Source organism: Burkholderia ubonensis subsp. mesacidophila, assembly GCF_002097715.1.
In the GTDB taxonomy this organism is placed as follows: Bacteria; Pseudomonadota; Gammaproteobacteria; order Burkholderiales; family Burkholderiaceae; genus Burkholderia; species Burkholderia mesacidophila.
On sequence record NZ_CP020738.1, the window covers coordinates 2,844,174 to 2,860,516 of the forward strand.

The following is a 16,343-nucleotide window of genomic DNA, read 5'->3' on the forward strand; positions in this document are numbered from 1 at the left end:
AGTCCGCCCGCGGAGCGGACCGCGGAACGAACCGCGATAAGCGCGATGCTCCACCGCGTTCCGGCGCTCCATGCGTGGTGCTGCGTTGCGCTACCCGCCGTCTGAAAATCGGCGACGTGAGCCGCGATTACTCGCGTACTCGCAAGAAATTCTAGGTATACCGACTGATTCGATTCCAGTTCCGATGGCATTCTTCGCCGTCATGACGCGATTATTTTCGACAGGCTTGATCGAAGTCATTGATATGTCGGAACGCCGTTCATCTCATCAATCGCGACAGCACGATCACGTACAGCGCCGACGCGGCGAGCTGGCACAGCGTCACCGGCAGCCCGATCCGCAGGAATCGCATGAACGTGACCGGCGCGCCCTGGCGCGCGCAGATGCCCGCCGACACGATATTGGCCGATGCACCGATCAGTGTCGCGTTGCCGCCGAGCGTCGCGCCGAACATCATCGCGACGAATACCGGAATCGCGACGGCCGGCCAATGCGTGAAGTGCGTCGACAGCGCCGTCTCGGGCACGACCTCGGCAGCCACCAGATAGCCCTTGACCATCACGATCGATGCCGCTGCGACGGGAACGTTCGCGAGCAGACTCGACAGGATGCCGATCACCGCGATCAAGGTCAGTGCGACTAGCGTGAGCTGGACGCCGAACAGGTCATGGAGCCGCAACGCCATGAGCTGGAGCATGCCCGTCTTCACGATCGCCTGAACGAGACAGAAGATGCTGGCCAGAAACACGAGCGTCTTCCAGTCCACGTCGCGCAACACGCTGTCGGTCGGCTCGACGCGCGCCGCATAGCCGACGAGCAAGGCGAGCGCGCTCGCGATGAGCGCGGCGGCGGGCGGCACGATCGGCGCGGGCAGATCCTCGCCGAATACGAAGAGGCCCACCATCGCCGCCAGCACCGCGACCGTGAGACTCGCATAGACCGGCCGCTCGATGCGCGTCGACGTCCCGGCCGGCGGCAACGTGCGTCGCAGACTCCACACGCCCGGCATCAACCGCGGCAATAGTGGCACGACGATCGCAATCGCGACGAAACCGCCAACGCTCACATGGCGCAGATAAAACTCGAACGTCATGCCGACCGAACTGCCGACGAGATAGGTCGCCGGATCGCCGACGATCGTCAGCAAGCCGGCGGAATTGCTGACGATCGCGGCCAGGATCATCGGTTGCGCAATGTCCACGTCGAGCGCCCGTGCGACACGAATGATGACGGGTGCGAGCAGAACGACCGTCGTCGCGTTCGGCAGCACCGCGCACAGCGGCGCGACGATCAGGATCAGCAGGAGCAGGAACCTCCGGCCGCTGCCACCGGTCGCACGCAGATAGTAGTCGCCGACCAGATCGAATACGCCGGTGGTGCCGAGAATGCGCGCGACGACCATTCCCCCGAACAACAGACTCATCGGTCCGCTCGAACCGCGGAACGCGTCGGCGATGTCCTGGGCGGTCAGAATGCCGAGCGCGACCAGCAGGCAAGTGCCGACCAGCGCGGCAACCGCCATGTCGACGAGATCGAACGCAATGACGAGAATGACCGCCGAAAAGACGGCGAGCACGACGACGATCTGGAGTTCGCTCATGTGCCGGGTCTCCTAGCGCAGGGGCGGCGCGTACATCAGTCCGCCCTGCGTCCAGAGACGGTTCGCCCCGCGTTCGAGACCGAGCGGGCTGCGCGCCCCGAGATTGCGATCGAACATTTCGCCGTAGCTGCCGGCCGCCCGCACGGCGCGCAGCATCCAGCCCGGCGCTACGTCGAGGCTACGGTCGACATCATCGTCGGTAACCAGCGACGCCCGCACAGCGGCTTCGTGCGACCGGAACGCGACGTTTTCCCGCGTGAGCCCGAGCTGTTCGGCACGCACGAGCGCAATCAGGACCCAGCGTACGAGAACGAGCCATTTCGGGTCATCGTCGCGGACGACCGGGCCCAGTGGCTCCTGGGAAATGCGCTCCGGCATGATGATCCAGGACGACGGGCCGCCAGGGGCAATCGAACGCGCCGCGGCGAGTTGCGACGCGTCACTCGTCCACGCGCGGCACCGTCCGGAGAACAATGCGGCACTTGCTTCGGTCGTCGAGGCAACCACGACCGGCCGCAGGTTCAGGCTGTGCGCTGTGGAATACGCAAGAAGATGGTCCTGGCTCGTCGTATCCTTCTTGACGCACACGGTTGCGTCCTTGAGGCCAGCGAGCGTCTGCGGCGCGCCCTGCGCCTTCACCAAGAACGTCTGGCCGTCATGGAAGAGAATGCCCGCGAACTGCACGCCGAGCGCACCCTCGCGGAGCAAGGTCCAGGTCGTGTTGCGGGCAAGCAGATCGATCGCGCCCTCGCGCAGCGCCGGGAAGCGTTCCGATGCGCGAAGCGGAACGTATTCGACCTTGTCCGGGCCGTCCAGTACGGCGGCCGCGACGGCCCGGCAGAAATCGACGTCGATGCCCGTCCAGGCGCCGGACGCGTTGCGCGACGAAAAACCCGCGATGCCTTCGCTGACGCCGCAGCGCAGCACGCCGCGCGCCCTCGCCTGGGCCAGCGTTGCGCCATCTGCCGCTCGCACGCCGGGAGTCGCGACGATCAGCAGCACGCCGATCAGGACGATACGTCCGAGAATTCGACTCAAGCGCATCATGGCTCTCCCAATTCTTCGGCGTTCACTGGCGGGCAACCATGTGCATTATGTGCGTCGCCCCGGGGGAACGGGAACTTTTGTTTCCCCATTTCCGGACGTCGGCCCGAAGCCGTAGAGCCGCAATGATGTTTATCGGACGAATCGCCACTTGCGAACCTGTGGCGCCGTCACGCGATGCCAAGCGCGTCGCATTCGACGAAAGCGGTCGCGCGCAACGAACAGGTCGCGCAACGTCGCCGCCGTCGCGACCTGCGTCAATGACTGGATAGCGGACCCTTGCACGTGCGAGACGCATGACGCAGGAGGGCCGGCAAGCGACCTCCGCGGAAGTCTCCAAAACGCCCCGCACGAGCGCCGGCGGCGCGATCGACGCGCTCGTCGCGGGCTGCTAGTTCCACGGTGCGCGGCTCGGCAACAAGCGCGTGATCAACCTGCCGGGGATTTCGGTGACGGTCGACGAGATGATCGCCGCGCTGCGCGAGGTCGCGGGCGACAAGGTCGTGAAGCCGATCCGTCGCGCGCCGGACGAGCGCGTCGAGAAGATCGCCGGAAGCTGGCCGGGACGGTGGGATACGTCGCGTGCGGAAGCGCTCGGGTTGAAGGGGGATACGTCGTTTGTCGACGTGGTCCGCGCATATCTCGAGGATGATCGGCGCTGATTCAGCATTTGTACTGCGCGATAAAACCCTCGCATGCCGAACGGTTGCGAGGGTTTTTTATCGGTTCATCGACAGCACGTCCCGCGGCATTCATTTGATTACCTTACGCCAAAACACCAGATAGGCGGCCAACGAGGATGCGCCAAGCAAAATTGCCCACATCGGAGCGAGACTGATCAAAACGGAGGTGACGTTCAGCATTTGGATTCCTTACTAATGTGACAATGATTTTCAACACACATCCATAAACAGCCGCGTACCTGTGGCGTCCTGTCGCACGGCCAATGTCTCAAACGGGAGCGCACACAGCGCACGCGCCCGTCACCACCCACACGCTTCACGCCGTGAAGCGCTCGCTCACGAACTGCGCGTCGGGCACGCCGGCCGCTGCGGCAGCAGCCTGCACGCCCCGCACGAGCGCCGGCGGCCCGCACACGTAGATATCCGGCCGCACCCCGGCCCCCGCCAACGCCGCGCTCAACGCATCCACCGGCGTGCCACGAAAACCCGCCCAGTCATCGCGCGGATGCCACACGCAGAGATCCACCCGCAACTGCGGCAAGTCTTCCTGCAACTGCTGCAGCGCGTCGAGCATGAACAGATCGCTCTGCTGGTTCACGCCGAAGAACAGCCGTGCGTCAACCATCTCCTGATACTCGGCCATCCGGCGCAGCATCGACAGGATCGGCGCGAGCCCCGTGCCGCCCGCGACGAACCAGCGCGGCCGCAGGCTTTCCGCGAACAGCCCGAAGCCGCCCATCGGCGCGCGCACGGTCAGCGGATCGCCCGGCTGCGCGCGATCCCGCAGGTACGTCGAGAACCATCCGTCCGGCCGCAGGCGGATCAGGAACTCGAGGCGGCCCTCCCAGTTGCTCGTGTTGGCGAGCGAAAAGGGCCGGCGCACGCCGCTGCCCGGCACCTCCAGCTCCGCGAACTGGCCGGCCTCGAACTCCACGGCCGAGCCGTTCGCGTCGTCGGGCTCGACCTGCAGCTCGACGCGCATCGTCTGGTCCGCGATCATGTCGAGCGTCGCGATCCGCGCGATGCGCACCGGCACCGGCTGCAGCAGCACCTTCGCGTGGTCGTACGGCGCGACGACGCGCAAGTCGCTGCGCGGCGTCGTCCGGCACAACAGGATCGCGCCCGGCTGGCCCACCGGCAACGCGTCGGCGCTGTGCGCCTGCAGGTCGTAGTCGCCTTCGGCGACCGTGGCATGACACGCGCCGCAGCTGCCGCGCCGGCATTGCGACGGCAGCGTGATGCCGGCCTCCGCAGCCGCGGTGAGCAGGTCCTGTCCATCCTCGCAAGCGAAGCCGAACGGCTGCCCGTCGCGCGTCGTGATCTCGATCTGATAGGTCATCCGAAGGATTCCTTTACGACGCGCGTCAGGCGGCCTGGCGCGACAGCGACGCGGCGAGATCGGCGCCGGCCTCCCCGATCGGCTGGATGCCGAACTGCTCCACCAGCACGTTGAGCACGCCCGGCGTGAGGAATGCCGGCAACGTCGGCCCGAGACGGATGTTGCGGATGCCGAGCGCAAGCAGCGTCAGCAGCACCGCCGCCGCCTTCTGCTCGAACCACGAGATCACCAGCGACAGAGGCAGGTCGTTCACGCCGCACTCGAACGCATCGGCAAGCGCGGTCGCAATGCGGATCGCCGAATAGCTGTCGTTGCACTGCCCGATGTCGAGCAGGCGCGGAATGCCGCCGATGTCGCCGAATGCGTGCCGGTTGAAGCGGTACTTGTTGCAGCCGAGCGTCATCACGACCGTGTCGTCGGGCGCCTGCTCCGCGAATTCCGTGTAGTAGTTGCGGCCCGGCGCCGCGCCGTCGCAGCCGCCGATCAGGAAGAAATGGCGGATCTGGCCGGCCTTGACCGCGTCGATCACCTTGTCCGCGACGCCGAGCACCGCGTGCCGGCCGAAGCCGACCGTGATGGTCTCTTCCGGCGCCGTCGCCGGGAAGCCGGGCAACGCCCGCGCCGCCTGGATCAGCATCGAGAAATCGTGGTGCTCGAGATGGCGCACGCCCGGCCAGCCCACCGGCCCCGTCGTGAAGATGCGCTGCCGGTACTGCGGCAACGGCTCGATGATGCAGTTGGACGTCATCAGGATCGGGCCGGGGAAATGCGCGAAGTCGCTCTGCTGGTCCTGCCACGCGCCGCCATAGTTGCCGGCGAGATGCGGGAATGCCTTGAGCGTCGGGTACGCATGGGCCGGCAGCATTTCGCCGTGCGTGTAGACCTGGATGCCGGTGCCCGCGGTCTGTTCGAGCAATGCATGCAGGTCGCCGAGGTCGTGGCCGGACACCAGGATCGCCTTGCCCGCCACCGGCGTCACGCGCACCGCGGTGGGTTGCTGCGCGCCGAAGCGGCCGGTGTTCGCGCTGTCGAGCAGCTCCATCACCTTCAGGTTCAGCTGGCCCAGTTCGAGCGCCTTCGCCAGCAGCGCGTTGACGTCGTCCGGATCGCTCGCAAGAAATTCGAGCGCCGCCTCGACGCCCGCATACACTTCGTCGCTCTCGTAGCCGAGCACCTGCGCATGGTGCGCATACGCACACACGCCTTTCAGGCCATAGACCACCAGCGCACGCAGGCCGATGATGTCCGGGCCGACCTTGTCCGCGCCTGCCTCGATGCCGACCTTCGCCGCCTGCTCCAGCATGCCGGCCAGCTCCGCCGCCGGCTGCCACGTTGCCGGCCCCGACAGCGTCGGCAACGCGGTGCCCGTGTCCCGTGCGACCGCCTCGCATACGCCCTTCACCCGATCGCGGATCTGCGCGGCCTCGCGCAGCAGCGTGACGAAGCGCGCCGCATGAAAGTTCACGTTGGTCAGCGTCGTGAACATCGCGTACAGCACGAACCGGTCGGCCTCGCGGTCGGGCTCACCCATGCCGCGCGCCAGCGCGCCGTACTGCGCGATGCCCTTCACCGCATGAACCAGCAGGTCCTGCAGGTCGGCCGTCGTCGCGTCCTTGCCGCAGTTCCCCTTCGCCGACGCACAGCCGGGCCGCGCACCGGTCCGGTCAGTCTGTTCGCATTGGTAGCAAAACACGGTTTTCTCCTTTTTGATCGTGGGGCGCGGGTCGGCGAAGACGGCGGTGGAACGTGCGTTCCACTCGGCCAGGCATCTCGCCCGCTTCAAGATGCTTATTTCGTGCATCTTTTTTATGATGTTCCGTCCGCCGTTTGAATACCCTGATGCCGATCAAGAAAAGAGAGCCTGCGTCAACCTGTCTCGGCCGGCGCGTCCGGACATTCGATGCCCCAGTCGCCGTACTGATACCAGTCGTCGCCAAGCAGCTCGGCGGGATGCTGGGTACGGCTGGAGCCGTTACCGCAACGCATCGACTGGGTCGGGCAGTAGTTGTCGCAGCCCCAGCAAATTCTTTCCGGGTGAACGGGATGCAACGGAAATTTCTTGGCCATGATTCGACGTCGCCTCTGCGGGTACGACATCGACTCTAGTGCACGCTCGACGGCAGGCGATGCGACATTCTTGCGCACTGCCGCCGATGCGAAGTTGATTGAACAGGCATTCCACGACCGATCGGCTGCTTCTTGATTCCCGTCAGGAAAGTGCCATGGCCCGCGGCGATACGATGAATCGTTGCGCAAAACAATAAATTTCCACACGCCATGAAATCATCGACAAGCAGTTTGATTCGGACCTTCCTCACAGCGGCCGCATCGATCGCCGCACTGTTCCACCTCATCCCGGCCACGGCGTCGGCCGCCCCGCAGGCCGGCGATGCCGAGCTGCTGAACAAAGGCGCATACGTCGCGCGCATCGCCGACTGCGTCGCGTGCCATACCGCGCCGAACGGCCGGCCCCTCGCGGGCGGCCTGTCGATGAGCACGCCGTTCGGCGCCGTCCATTCGACCAACATCACGCCCGACGACGCGACCGGCATCGGCCGGTACACGTTCGAGCAATTCGACCGGGCGATGCGCAAGGGCGTCGCGGCCGACGGCCATCACCTGTATCCGGCGATGCCCTACCCGTCCTTCGCGAAGTTCAGCGACGACGACATGCGCGCCCTCTTCGCGTACCTGAAACAGGGCGTCGCACCGGTCAGGCAGGCGAACAAGCCGCTCGGCATCAAATGGCCGTTCAACCAGCGCTGGGGGCTGGCGCTGTGGAACGTGCTGTTCCTCGACGACACGCCCTATCGGCCCGATCCGGCCAAGGACGCGACGTGGAACCGCGGCGCCTACCTGACCCAGGGCCCGGGGCATTGCGGCGCCTGTCATACGCCGCGCGGCCTCGCGTTCCAGGAAAAGGCCATGTCCGAGTCCGGCGGCAACGGGCCGCTCTACCTGTCCGGCGCGACGGTCGAGTCGTGGCGGGCCGTCAACCTGCGCGCGCTGTGGCCCGTCGAGGATTTCGTCACGTTCCTCAAGACCGGCAGGAATCGCTATGCGATCGCCAGCGGCGGCATGACGGACGTCGTGCACCACAGTACGCAGTACATCAGCGACGCCGATCTCACCGCCGTGGGCGTCTATCTGCAATCGCTGCCGAACCTGACGGCGGACCGGCAGGCCGCCGCGGCACCGATGCGCGGCGAACCGGCGAGCAGCGTGCCCGACGCGTTGTACGCGTCGAAGGGCGGGCTCGGCTATGCGCAGTTCTGCATCGGCTGCCATCAGGCCGACGGCGGCGGGTTCTCGCCGGTGTTTCCGCCGTTGTCCCGCAATCCCGCGGTGCTGTCGAAGGATCCGGCCTCGCTGATTCACGTCGTGCTGACTGGATGGACATCGCCACGGACCGGCGCCCATCCGCGCGTCTATACGATGCCGGCGTTCAACCCGCTCTCGAACCAGGAGCTGGCCGAGATCCTGACGTTCGTGCGTTCCGCATGGGGCGGCCGCGAGGATCCGATCCTCGCGTCGGACGTCGCCAAGATGCGCCGGACGCTGGCCATCGGCAACGGCGATGCGTCCTCGTTCCCTACCCCGCGTTTCGCGACGCTGCCCGACCAGCCGAATGCCGCGCAACTGATCCGGGGGATGCGCCTGAATCTCGACACGAAAGCGCTGCTGCCGAACCACGTCGGCGCGTCGCTCAACTGCGCGAGCTGCCACCTGAACAGCGGCACCGTCGCGCTCGCGTCGCCGTACCTCGGCCTGTCCGCCCAGTTCCCGAGCTATGCGCCGCGCGCCGGCAAGGTGCTGTCGCTGGCGGATCGCATCAACGGCTGTTTCCGGCGCTCGATGAACGGCACGCCGCTGCCGGTCGATTCGGACGACATGAAGGCGATGGTCGCGTACTTCGACTGGATGCAGGCCGGCGCGCACCCGAAGGACAAGCTTCCGGGGCGCGGGGTCGGCAAGATCGACACCGCGCTGAAACCCGACCTGACGCACGGCAAGGCGCTGTACGCCGCGCAATGCGCGTCCTGCCACGGCGCGGACGGCGCCGGGACGCGGCGCGCCGACGGCACGCCGATCTATCCGCCGCTGTGGGGCGACCAGTCGTTCAACATCGGGGCCGGCATGGCGCGCCTTTACACCGCCGCGGCGTTCGTGAAGAACAACATGTCGATCGGGTCGCACAATCGCTTCCCGCTCGGACAAGGCGGGCTGAGCGACCAGGACGCGGTCGACGTCGCCGCGTGGTTCACGACGCGGCCGCGCCCGGATTTCCCGGACAAGATCCACGACTGGCCGAAAGGCGGCAAACCCAAGGATGCGCGGTATTGACCGGTTTCGACGGCGCGGTGTCGACGGCGGCGGGCCGGCGGGCGCTTGATCGCTTCCGTCACCTTTTCGTCAGCGGGTGTAACCTGACGTAACCTAACCCAGCGGAGGCTTCAGGCAGACTGTCCGCAGTCCATCGCCCCGTCTGCCGCCCGACCGACCATGTCCGCCGCCTACGAGTACGCTGCCGGCCTGCTCCGTACGCTCTACGACCGCCACATCGACGGCGGAGCGGTGCTCGACGCCGCCGCCTTTCCGGACGCCGAGCGCTTCGTTCGCGCGTGGCCGGCCATCCGCGCGGAAGCGCTCGCGGTCGCGCGCGACCTGCCGCGCATCCCGCGCTTTCACGAGATCATGCGCGAGCAGCGCGACATCTCCGCGAACGACGCGCGCGACTGGCGGATGTTCATCATGCAGGCCTACGGGCAGCCGTTTCCGCGCAACCTGTCGCGCTGCCCGACGGTCGCGTCGCTGGTCGCCACGTCGCCGGACGTGCTGTCCGCGTCGCTGTCGTTCCTCGCGCCCGGCAAGCACATCCCGCCGCACCGCGGCCCGTTTCGCGGCATCCTGCGCGGTTATCTCGTGCTGAAGATGCCCAGGCGCGCGGACGGCTCGCCCGCCGCGGTGCTGAAGGTCGATGGCCGCGAATACCGTCTCGACGAAGGCCGATTCCTGCTGTGGGACGACACGTTCGAGCACGAGGTGTGGAACGACAGCGGCGAGGTGCGGATCGTGCTGCTGCTCGACATCCGCCGGCGCGGGATGCCGCGCGGGCTGACGTGGCTGTCGAATGCGGTGATCGGGGTCGTGCGGCTCGGGATACGGATACGGGGCGGGTCGATTCCGGTCTAGCGGCGGCAACACGCATCGGTGCTTCGCGCGCCATGCGCCGGCGAACCGCGTCGCGTCATCCGCCCGATCGCCGCGTGCGTCTGCGCGAGTTCGTCGTCCAGCCAGTCGAGAAACTGCCTGACCCGCGGCTGCCGCTCGCGCCCCGGCCGGCACAGCGCGACATAGCGCGTGCCCGCGAGCCGCACCGACGGCTCGATCGGCGTCAGCGCGCCCCGTTCGACGTGCTCGGCCACCAGTACCGAACTGGCGAGCACGACACCCTGCCCGTGCAGCACGGCCTGCAACGCGTAGTGTTCGTCGTCGTAATGCCGGAATACCGCGCGCTGCAGCCACTCGGTCCTGCCGGCCGCCCGGCACCACGACGGCCAGTCGACCGGCAGCGGCACGGCGCTCTCCCAGGCGATCTCGATCAGGTCCAGCCGCCCATCCGGGCGGTTCGCGTCGAAGCCGCGCGCCGCATATGCGCCGAAATACTCGTCGATCAGTTCGTGCTGGAACAGCGCCGGGAAGTCGCGCGCGCTCGCGCGGATCGCGAGGTCCACGCGCGCGTCGCGTTCGAGATCGACGAGCGCGTTGCCGGTCTCGACCTTGATGTGCAGCGGCGGATCGGCCTGCTGGAAGCGGCCGAGACGCGGAATTAGCCACATCGACGCAAACGCGGGTGTCGTGGTCAGCACGAGCGTGCGCTCGGCCGGCTCGGGCCGCACCGCGTCGAGCCCGCGGCTCAGCGCGAGGAGCGCGTCGTGGCACGCGCGGAACAAGCGCTCGCCGTCGCCGGTCAGCCGCACGCCGCCCGGGTCGCGCTCGAACAGCAGCACGCCGAGCCGGCTTTCAAGCGACTTGATCTGGTGCGACACCGCGGCGGGCGTCACCGACAGCTCCTGCGCGGCGGCCTTGAACGTGCCGAGGCGCGCCGACGATTCGAATACACGCAACGCGGTCAGGGGAATTTTCGAGAACACGGGCTGGGCAAGCCGGACGCGATCCGGGTTGAGTTCGATTCAATCCGGTTGAGATTAGGTGAATTGAACCCGGCGCGCAACGCGCCTAGTCTGGCGAGGCGTCGCGGCATCGTGCCGCGCCACCTTTTCGTCGGAACGGAGACGCATCGTGCAAGGCCTACCCCGCAAGATCACGCAGGCAATCCTCTACGAGGCGATCGCTATCGCCTGCATCTCGCCCGCGATTGCCGCGCTCTTCGGGCAAGGCCTCGTTTACTCAGGCGCGCTGTCGGCAACGATGTCCGCAATCGCGCTGCTGTGGAACATGGTCTACAACACGCTGTTCGAACGGTGGGAAGCGACGCGCCTGCAGCGCACCCGGACGCTCGGGCGCCGCATCATTCATGCGTGCGGATTCGAAGGCGGGCTGATCTTCATCCTGGTGCCGGTCGTCGCGTGGTGGCTGAAGATCTCGTGGCTAGACGCGTTCCTCGTCGACCTCGGGCTGTTTGCGTTCTTCTTCTGCTATGCGTTCGTGTTCCAGTGGGCGTTCGACCGCGTGTTCGACGTGCCGGCTGCGACGAAGCAGCTGTGAGGTGAACACGATTGTGCGCGAGCTTCCCAAGCATGCTCGTATGTGGTCACAAATCGGGTTGCAGCGGCGTACCGCCAAGACTATTCGCCGGTACAACACTTGTTCGGGCAATCTGGTTCGAATGAAATCTCGACACGCCGTCCATTATCAACGTCTCGATGCGTATAGACACGCACGCTCGTTTTCACATTTCCACGTAGAAACCTGAACTGTTCAAGCAGTGCCTTTCCGGCCTCCAGACGCAACTTGGCAAGTTCCTGTGGACGACGCTCGTCTTCTTCGGCGTGGCCACTGACCAGCGTCACTTCCTTGGTCTTATGGTTAGCGTAAGCAATATTCTTATCAATCACCCAGCTCGCGAGTCGAATGATTTCGTCGCCCGGCACGTTCGCACTATTTCTCGGAAAATAGATATCAAAATTCTCACTCGCAGTGCACGCAAACGAGGAGCCATAACCAAGGAGGCACAGGACGACAATTATTTTATTCATTATAGATAACATACCCAGCCACACTATCTGCGTTATTAATAGCAAGATCGGGATCCTCCGAACCAAAATTTACACACTCATTCATATAGTATCGATGATCCTTCGTGCCCATGGTGTCGCGAAAATGACTGACCTCATGAATCAACGTCGAAACAATCGAATCCTTTTCCCACGAAAAATCGCGCATTGTACAAAAATCCGGATGGATTGCAATCGTATGAGTCGCAGTATCGGGAGCACAAACAGATGCCACAACGCCTGATGTGTTGGGATTGGGAACGCAACCTATGTAAGCGTATCGCCCACTGTCCCAGCGGGTGAAGTTGAATCCCGTCAACTCCTTCAACGCACCAACAATTGCAGTTAGACCATGAGTCAATCTGATTCGCGTACCTTCGTCACTTCTACCAAACCACTGCTGCACTCGAGTCTTATCACGAGCAGACCATCGACGCAGATCTTCGAGCCTAATTTCGACGAGCGAGACAGCTTTATCTCGCATTTTCAGAACCATTTCCCTGAATTGTCTGTTCGTCATATTTTCACATATCCGTTCAGTATTAATCAATACAGTTACAACCGAACCCGGATTTGTGTTAGTCACAGCACCAGAATGGACAAGAAACCATTCACCATCATCGTTGACATCAAATTCTTCCATTTATCCAACTCCACGACCCCATTAACTCTCAAAGGCATGACCCGACCAACGTCAATTCATTACGCCGCCATGTTTAGCGCGAAATCAACAATAGCCACACGCGCCGAACAGTTACGTTTCCAGCGAGATCTCGACTTGTAGCGTTTCCGCACTGCCTGTCTCCACACGTTGCGTGTGACCGGATGAGTCTGTGACGCCGCTGAAAATTCGCCCCGATGCAGTCCGTATGCGATATCGGATGCCGGATAGTGGTCGCCCCCTATCGGCATCGCTCAGAAAATATCGCTCGCCGTATTCGACGCCATTTACCGACGCAGAACGGAAATCGCTTTTCCTTTGCCCCGTCAACCCCGCAACCTGCTCAGCCGTGAAGGACATGCTCATGCCACGCTCGGCATAAAAGACGGGCGACGGATTACAACCACAGACGTTGATGTCGCCGCTCAGTGCCCAAGGTTCGCCATTTGACCCGGTACCAGGCCAGCGCGGTCCATTCGGTGCGATAAACCCTTCCTGCTTGCAGGCTGTGCAGTAGGTTTTCATGTAAAGCGTCGCGATCTGCACGCATGGCGGCGGATCGGAACAGGTGACGTCCACCAATCCTTCCGTGATCGTCGCGCTGCCGCCACGATCGCCCTTGGCAAGGAAATAGCGAATCATGAGCCCTCCCCTTGGCGCACAACAGTCGAACGCTTCACCACCGCAAAGGTGCAGGCGGATACAAGCCCTTCGCGCTCCGGGCTGTCGGTAACGGCGTCGCCGTTGTCCAACTCGCTACCGACGAAAGCCAGCGGCTCGAAGTCTCCGTTATCCGCCAGCCCAAGGCCGCTTACGATTCGTGCGATTGAGCCGTCTGCATAGTGAACCTGATTACCCACGACGCCAGCCATGCCGAGCCGAATACCTGTATCCCACTTGCCGGTAAGCCTTACGTAGCACGCCACCGCGCGCGGTCGTTGCCCCTCGTACCGCCAGCCGATAGCGCGGCGGCGAAGGTGGCGGCACATAAGCCGCGTCGAACAATCCCTCGACTGTTTCGGCAGCCTGAACAGAAATTCCCCATAACCGCTGAAGCGTTTCGACGATAAGGTCGCCGTTGCTCAATCGGCTGCCCACTAGTGCAAACGGCTTGTTGCCGGAAACCGCGTAATTGCCCGCACCGTCCGTAATAATGGCCTCGCTGCCGTCCTCGCAGGTCACGACATCGCCAACGCGGACAACGGCAAGCCCGGCGATAGCCAGGCTACTGGTTGCCTTGGTCACTCGACCGCCGCGTTCTGTGAGTGCGCCAATGGTGGCGAAGGGGTAAGTCGATACCGTCTGCTCGTTCTTCATCCGGATTTCCTTTCTCGACGAATTGATGAGGATTGCTTCACACAAAATTTGCGCGAACGAGAACGAAGAATCAATCTGACGAATACGAAATTCGCAGCACTAATTTTTAATGACCTTTTCAGCCAGCATGCGATCTTGGTCTTACGCGTGAGCTGCGAGGTGTTAGCGGCCGTTGAGTCTTTGTCCGACAACGTCGTGGTCGCGCCTAAAAGGAAGCGAAACGTTCAGGACGATACAGGATTCCGACTACTGAACCAGCGTGCGCAATTTGCGAATGGAAATCGCGCCAAGATCCCCCAAAAAGCAAAACGGCCTTCCCGCCGCGAGCGAGAAGGCCGCCACCGATACGCGCGCCGATCGCGCGCACCGCCCGTTACGTCAGTGAATCCCGAGATACGCCTTCACCGCCGGCAACCCCGGCTTCCCGTCGATCGTCGTCACCCCCGCGAGCCACTTGTCGAGCGACTGCGGGTTCGCCTTCAGCCATGCGGCCGCGGCCTTGTTCGGGTCCTCCTTGTTCATGATCGGCATCATTACGTGGTTCTCGATCGCCGTCGTGAACTGCAGGTTCGACACGAACTTCGCGACGTTCGGGCAGCGCTGCGCGTAGTCGGGCGGCGTCGCCGTCAGCACCTTCGCCTCGCCGTAGTTCGGCCCGAACACGTCGTCGCCGCCGGTCAGGTAGTCGATCTTCATCTGCACGTTCATCGGATGCGGCTCCCAGCCGAGGAACACGATCCACTGCTTGTCGCGGATCGCGCGGTTCACCTCGACCAGCATCCCGGCCTCGCTCGACTCGACCAGCTTGAACTTGCCGAGCCCGAACTGGTTGCCGTCGATCATCTTCTTGATCAGCGCGTTGCCGTCGTTGCCGGGCTCGATCCCGTAGACCTTGCCGTTCAGCTTGTCCGCGAACTTCTGGATGTCCGCGAACGACTTCAGGCCGCCCTGGTACACGTAGTCGGGCACCGCGAGCGTGTATTTCGCGCCGGTCAGGTTCGGCGTCGCGAGCACCTTGATCGTGCCGGCCTTCGTGAACGGCTGGATGATCGGGTCCATCGTCGGCGACCAGTAGCCGAGGAACACGTCGATCTGCTTGCTCTTGATCCCCGCGAACGTGATCGGCACCGATGCGATCGTCTTGGTCGGCGCATAGCCGAGGCCCTGCAGCATCGTCGATGCGAGGCCGGTCGTCGCGGCGATGTCGGACCAGCCGACGTCCGCGAAGCGCACGGCCTTGCACACCGGCGGATCGGCCGCATACACAGCCGTTGCCGGCGCGGCGGCAATCCCGACACCACATGCCGCTGCGATCAGTAGTCGCTTCATCCTTCTTCTCCTCAAAGTGTTGTCGTTCGCATGAAATCCGGGATCGTGGATCAAAGCCGTGCGCTGCGATCCCGGCAGCGGCACGGACCGTAAGAAATCGGCTCCGCTCAGCGCCCAGGCAGCCGGCGTTCGACACTCGGCGCATGACCGAACTGCGCGCGGTATGCCTTGCTGAAATGGCACGGCGAATGGAACCCGCAAACCGTCGTCACGCGCGCGATCGACGCGTCGGTCGTGCGCAGCAGGTCGCGCGCGCGCTTCAGGCGCAGCGTCAGGTAATAGTGGGTCGGCGACACGTTCAGGTAGACCTTGAACATCCGCTGCAGATGCCGCTGCGACAGCCGCACGAGCCGCGCGAGCTCGTCGAGCGACAGCGGCTCCTCGATGTTCGCCTCCATCAGCCGCACGACCTCGATCAGCTCCGCGCGCGAGAAGCCGACGCGCGCGTCGACCGGAATCGGCTGCGGATCGGTCGCGCTGCGGATGCGCTCGAGGATAAACTGCTCGGACACCTGCGCGGCGAGCTGCTGCCCGAAGCGCGCGCCGACGAGGTTCAGCATCAGGTCGAGCGGCGCGGTGCCGCCGGTGCAGGTCAGGCGGTCGCGATCGACGACGAACAGCTCGTCGGCGAAACGCACCTGCGGGAACTCCGCATGCAGCGACGACAGGTTTTCCCAATGGACGGTGCAGCGGTAGCCGTCGAGCAGCCCGCTCGACATCAGCGCATACGCGCCGGTGCAGATGCCGCCGAGCGGCAGGCCGCGCTCGGCGAGCCCGCCGAGCGTCGCGCGCGCGTCCTCGTCGACCACGTCGCGGATGCGGATGCCGCCGCAGACGATCATCACGTCGGGCAAGCGTTCCGGGTCGAGCGCCTGCGTCGGCCGCACCGCGATGCCGTTGCTCGCGTGCACCGGCGCGCCATCGAGCGAATAGATCGACCACCGGTAGTGATCGGCGCGCCCGACGTAGTTCGCCATGCGCAGGACTTCGACCGCGCTCGAGAACGCGATCATCGAGAAATTCGGCAGCGTCAGGAAGCCGAAATGCGCGAGGGACGAAACCGGTGAAACGCAGGCGGCGGGCGCAAAAGCGGCAGCGGCGGCGGACGTCACATCGCTCTCCTAACAAGCAG

The 16,343-nt window shown here is 64.5% G+C and carries 15 protein-coding genes and 1 pseudogene; 4 read left to right on the forward strand and 12 right to left on the reverse strand.

Annotation, left to right across the window (positions count from 1 at the left end; genetic code table 11):
• Window positions 1–259 precede the first annotated feature (259 nt).
• Window positions 260–1,600 carry an ArsB/NhaD family transporter gene (locus B7P44_RS30350; protein ID WP_084909540.1) on the reverse strand — a complete coding sequence of 447 codons (1,341 nt, stop codon included), beginning with the start codon at window positions 1,598–1,600 and terminating at the stop codon, window positions 260–262.
• Between the two features lie 12 nt (window positions 1,601–1,612).
• Entirely contained in the window at window positions 1,613–2,647 is a 1,035-nt protein-coding gene (locus B7P44_RS30355; protein WP_084909541.1) for an amino acid ABC transporter substrate-binding protein, read from the reverse strand.
• Between the two features lie 362 nt (window positions 2,648–3,009).
• On the opposite strand from B7P44_RS30355, the pseudogene B7P44_RS30360 reads away from it, so the two are divergent.
• Window positions 3,010–3,306: pseudogene (locus B7P44_RS30360) on the forward strand (D-erythronate dehydrogenase); the annotation flags it as partial.
• Between the two features lie 337 nt (window positions 3,307–3,643).
• On the opposite strand, the gene B7P44_RS30365 reads toward B7P44_RS30360, so the two are convergent.
• From B7P44_RS30365 to B7P44_RS30375, 3 genes are all read right to left on the reverse strand, one after another.
• Window positions 3,644–4,666 carry a 2Fe-2S iron-sulfur cluster binding domain-containing protein gene (locus tag B7P44_RS30365; protein WP_084909543.1) on the reverse strand — a complete coding sequence of 341 codons (1,023 nt, stop codon included), beginning with the start codon at window positions 4,664–4,666 and terminating at the stop codon, window positions 3,644–3,646.
• A gap of 25 nt (window positions 4,667–4,691) precedes the next feature.
• Window positions 4,692–6,359 carry a hydroxylamine reductase gene (gene hcp / locus B7P44_RS30370; protein WP_084910114.1) on the reverse strand — a complete coding sequence of 556 codons (1,668 nt, stop codon included), beginning with the start codon at window positions 6,357–6,359 and terminating at the stop codon, window positions 4,692–4,694.
• A gap of 173 nt (window positions 6,360–6,532) precedes the next feature.
• Entirely contained in the window at window positions 6,533–6,733 is a 201-nt protein-coding gene (locus B7P44_RS30375; protein ID WP_010089345.1) for a DUF3079 domain-containing protein, read from the reverse strand.
• Between the two features lie 210 nt (window positions 6,734–6,943).
• Between B7P44_RS30375 and B7P44_RS30380 the strand changes: the two genes are divergently transcribed.
• Entirely contained in the window at window positions 6,944–9,010 is a 2,067-nt protein-coding gene (locus tag B7P44_RS30380) for a c-type cytochrome (protein WP_084909544.1), read from the forward strand.
• Window positions 9,011–9,169: 159 nt separating this feature from the next.
• A complete protein-coding gene (locus tag B7P44_RS30385; RefSeq protein WP_084909545.1) occupies window positions 9,170–9,859 on the forward strand; it encodes an aspartyl/asparaginyl beta-hydroxylase domain-containing protein in 690 nt (229 codons plus the stop codon).
• Here B7P44_RS30385 and B7P44_RS30390 read toward each other — a convergent pair.
• A complete protein-coding gene (locus B7P44_RS30390; protein WP_084909546.1) occupies window positions 9,856–10,821 on the reverse strand; it encodes a LysR substrate-binding domain-containing protein in 966 nt (321 codons plus the stop codon). The genes B7P44_RS30385 and B7P44_RS30390 overlap by 4 nt on opposite strands.
• Window positions 10,822–10,969: 148 nt before the next feature.
• Between B7P44_RS30390 and B7P44_RS30395 the strand changes: the two genes are divergently transcribed.
• Complete coding sequence (locus tag B7P44_RS30395; RefSeq protein WP_084909547.1) at window positions 10,970–11,395, forward strand: PACE efflux transporter; 426 nt, start codon at window positions 10,970–10,972, stop codon at window positions 11,393–11,395.
• 80 nt (window positions 11,396–11,475) lie between these two features.
• Here the strand turns inward: B7P44_RS30395 and B7P44_RS30400 are convergent, their stop codons facing one another.
• From B7P44_RS30400 to B7P44_RS30425, 6 genes are all read right to left on the reverse strand, one after another.
• A complete protein-coding gene (locus B7P44_RS30400; RefSeq protein ID WP_084909548.1) occupies window positions 11,476–11,886 on the reverse strand; it encodes a hypothetical protein in 411 nt (136 codons plus the stop codon).
• A complete protein-coding gene (locus B7P44_RS30405) occupies window positions 11,879–12,547 on the reverse strand; it encodes a M35 family metalloendopeptidase (protein ID WP_084909549.1) in 669 nt (222 codons plus the stop codon). Before B7P44_RS30405 ends, B7P44_RS30400 begins: the two co-directional genes overlap by 8 nt.
• Window positions 12,548–12,658: 111 nt before the next feature.
• Window positions 12,659–13,207, reverse strand: coding sequence for a PAAR domain-containing protein (locus B7P44_RS30410; RefSeq protein ID WP_084909550.1), 549 nt, complete (start codon window positions 13,205–13,207; stop codon window positions 12,659–12,661).
• A 210-nt stretch (window positions 13,208–13,417) separates the two neighbouring features.
• Entirely contained in the window at window positions 13,418–13,882 is a 465-nt protein-coding gene (locus B7P44_RS30415) for a PAAR domain-containing protein (protein ID WP_231716753.1), read from the reverse strand.
• Between the two features lie 378 nt (window positions 13,883–14,260).
• Window positions 14,261–15,211: a choline ABC transporter substrate-binding protein gene (locus B7P44_RS30420; RefSeq protein ID WP_084909551.1), complete on the reverse strand. Its 951-nt coding sequence runs from the start codon at window positions 15,209–15,211 to the stop codon at window positions 14,261–14,263.
• A 107-nt stretch (window positions 15,212–15,318) separates the two neighbouring features.
• Window positions 15,319–16,323, reverse strand: a complete 1,005-nt coding sequence (locus tag B7P44_RS30425; protein WP_084909552.1) for a GlxA family transcriptional regulator — start codon at window positions 16,321–16,323, stop codon at window positions 15,319–15,321.
• Window positions 16,324–16,343: the final 20 nt, after the last annotated feature.

What these genes read in the sequence shown, in the direction of transcription:
- B7P44_RS30350 (WP_084909540.1), bottom strand. Translation starts at nt 1,600, where the DNA reads ATGAGCGAACTCCAGATCGTCGTCGTGCTCGCCGTCTTTTCGGCGGTC.
- B7P44_RS30355 (WP_084909541.1), bottom strand. Translation starts at nt 2,647, where the DNA reads ATGATGCGCTTGAGTCGAATTCTCGGACGTATCGTCCTGATCGGCGTG.
- B7P44_RS30365 (WP_084909543.1), bottom strand. Translation starts at nt 4,666, where the DNA reads ATGACCTATCAGATCGAGATCACGACGCGCGACGGGCAGCCGTTCGGC.
- B7P44_RS30375 (WP_010089345.1), bottom strand. Translation starts at nt 6,733, where the DNA reads ATGGCCAAGAAATTTCCGTTGCATCCCGTTCACCCGGAAAGAATTTGC.
- B7P44_RS30380 (WP_084909544.1), top strand. Translation starts at nt 6,944, where the DNA reads ATGAAATCATCGACAAGCAGTTTGATTCGGACCTTCCTCACAGCGGCC.
- B7P44_RS30385 (WP_084909545.1), top strand. Translation starts at nt 9,170, where the DNA reads ATGTCCGCCGCCTACGAGTACGCTGCCGGCCTGCTCCGTACGCTCTAC.
- B7P44_RS30400 (WP_084909548.1), bottom strand. Translation starts at nt 11,886, where the DNA reads ATGAATAAAATAATTGTCGTCCTGTGCCTCCTTGGTTATGGCTCCTCG.
- B7P44_RS30405 (WP_084909549.1), bottom strand. Translation starts at nt 12,547, where the DNA reads ATGGAAGAATTTGATGTCAACGATGATGGTGAATGGTTTCTTGTCCAT.
- B7P44_RS30410 (WP_084909550.1), bottom strand. Translation starts at nt 13,207, where the DNA reads ATGATTCGCTATTTCCTTGCCAAGGGCGATCGTGGCGGCAGCGCGACG.
- B7P44_RS30415 (WP_231716753.1), bottom strand. Translation starts at nt 13,882, where the DNA reads ATGAAGAACGAGCAGACGGTATCGACTTACCCCTTCGCCACCATTGGC.
- B7P44_RS30420 (WP_084909551.1), bottom strand. Translation starts at nt 15,211, where the DNA reads ATGAAGCGACTACTGATCGCAGCGGCATGTGGTGTCGGGATTGCCGCC.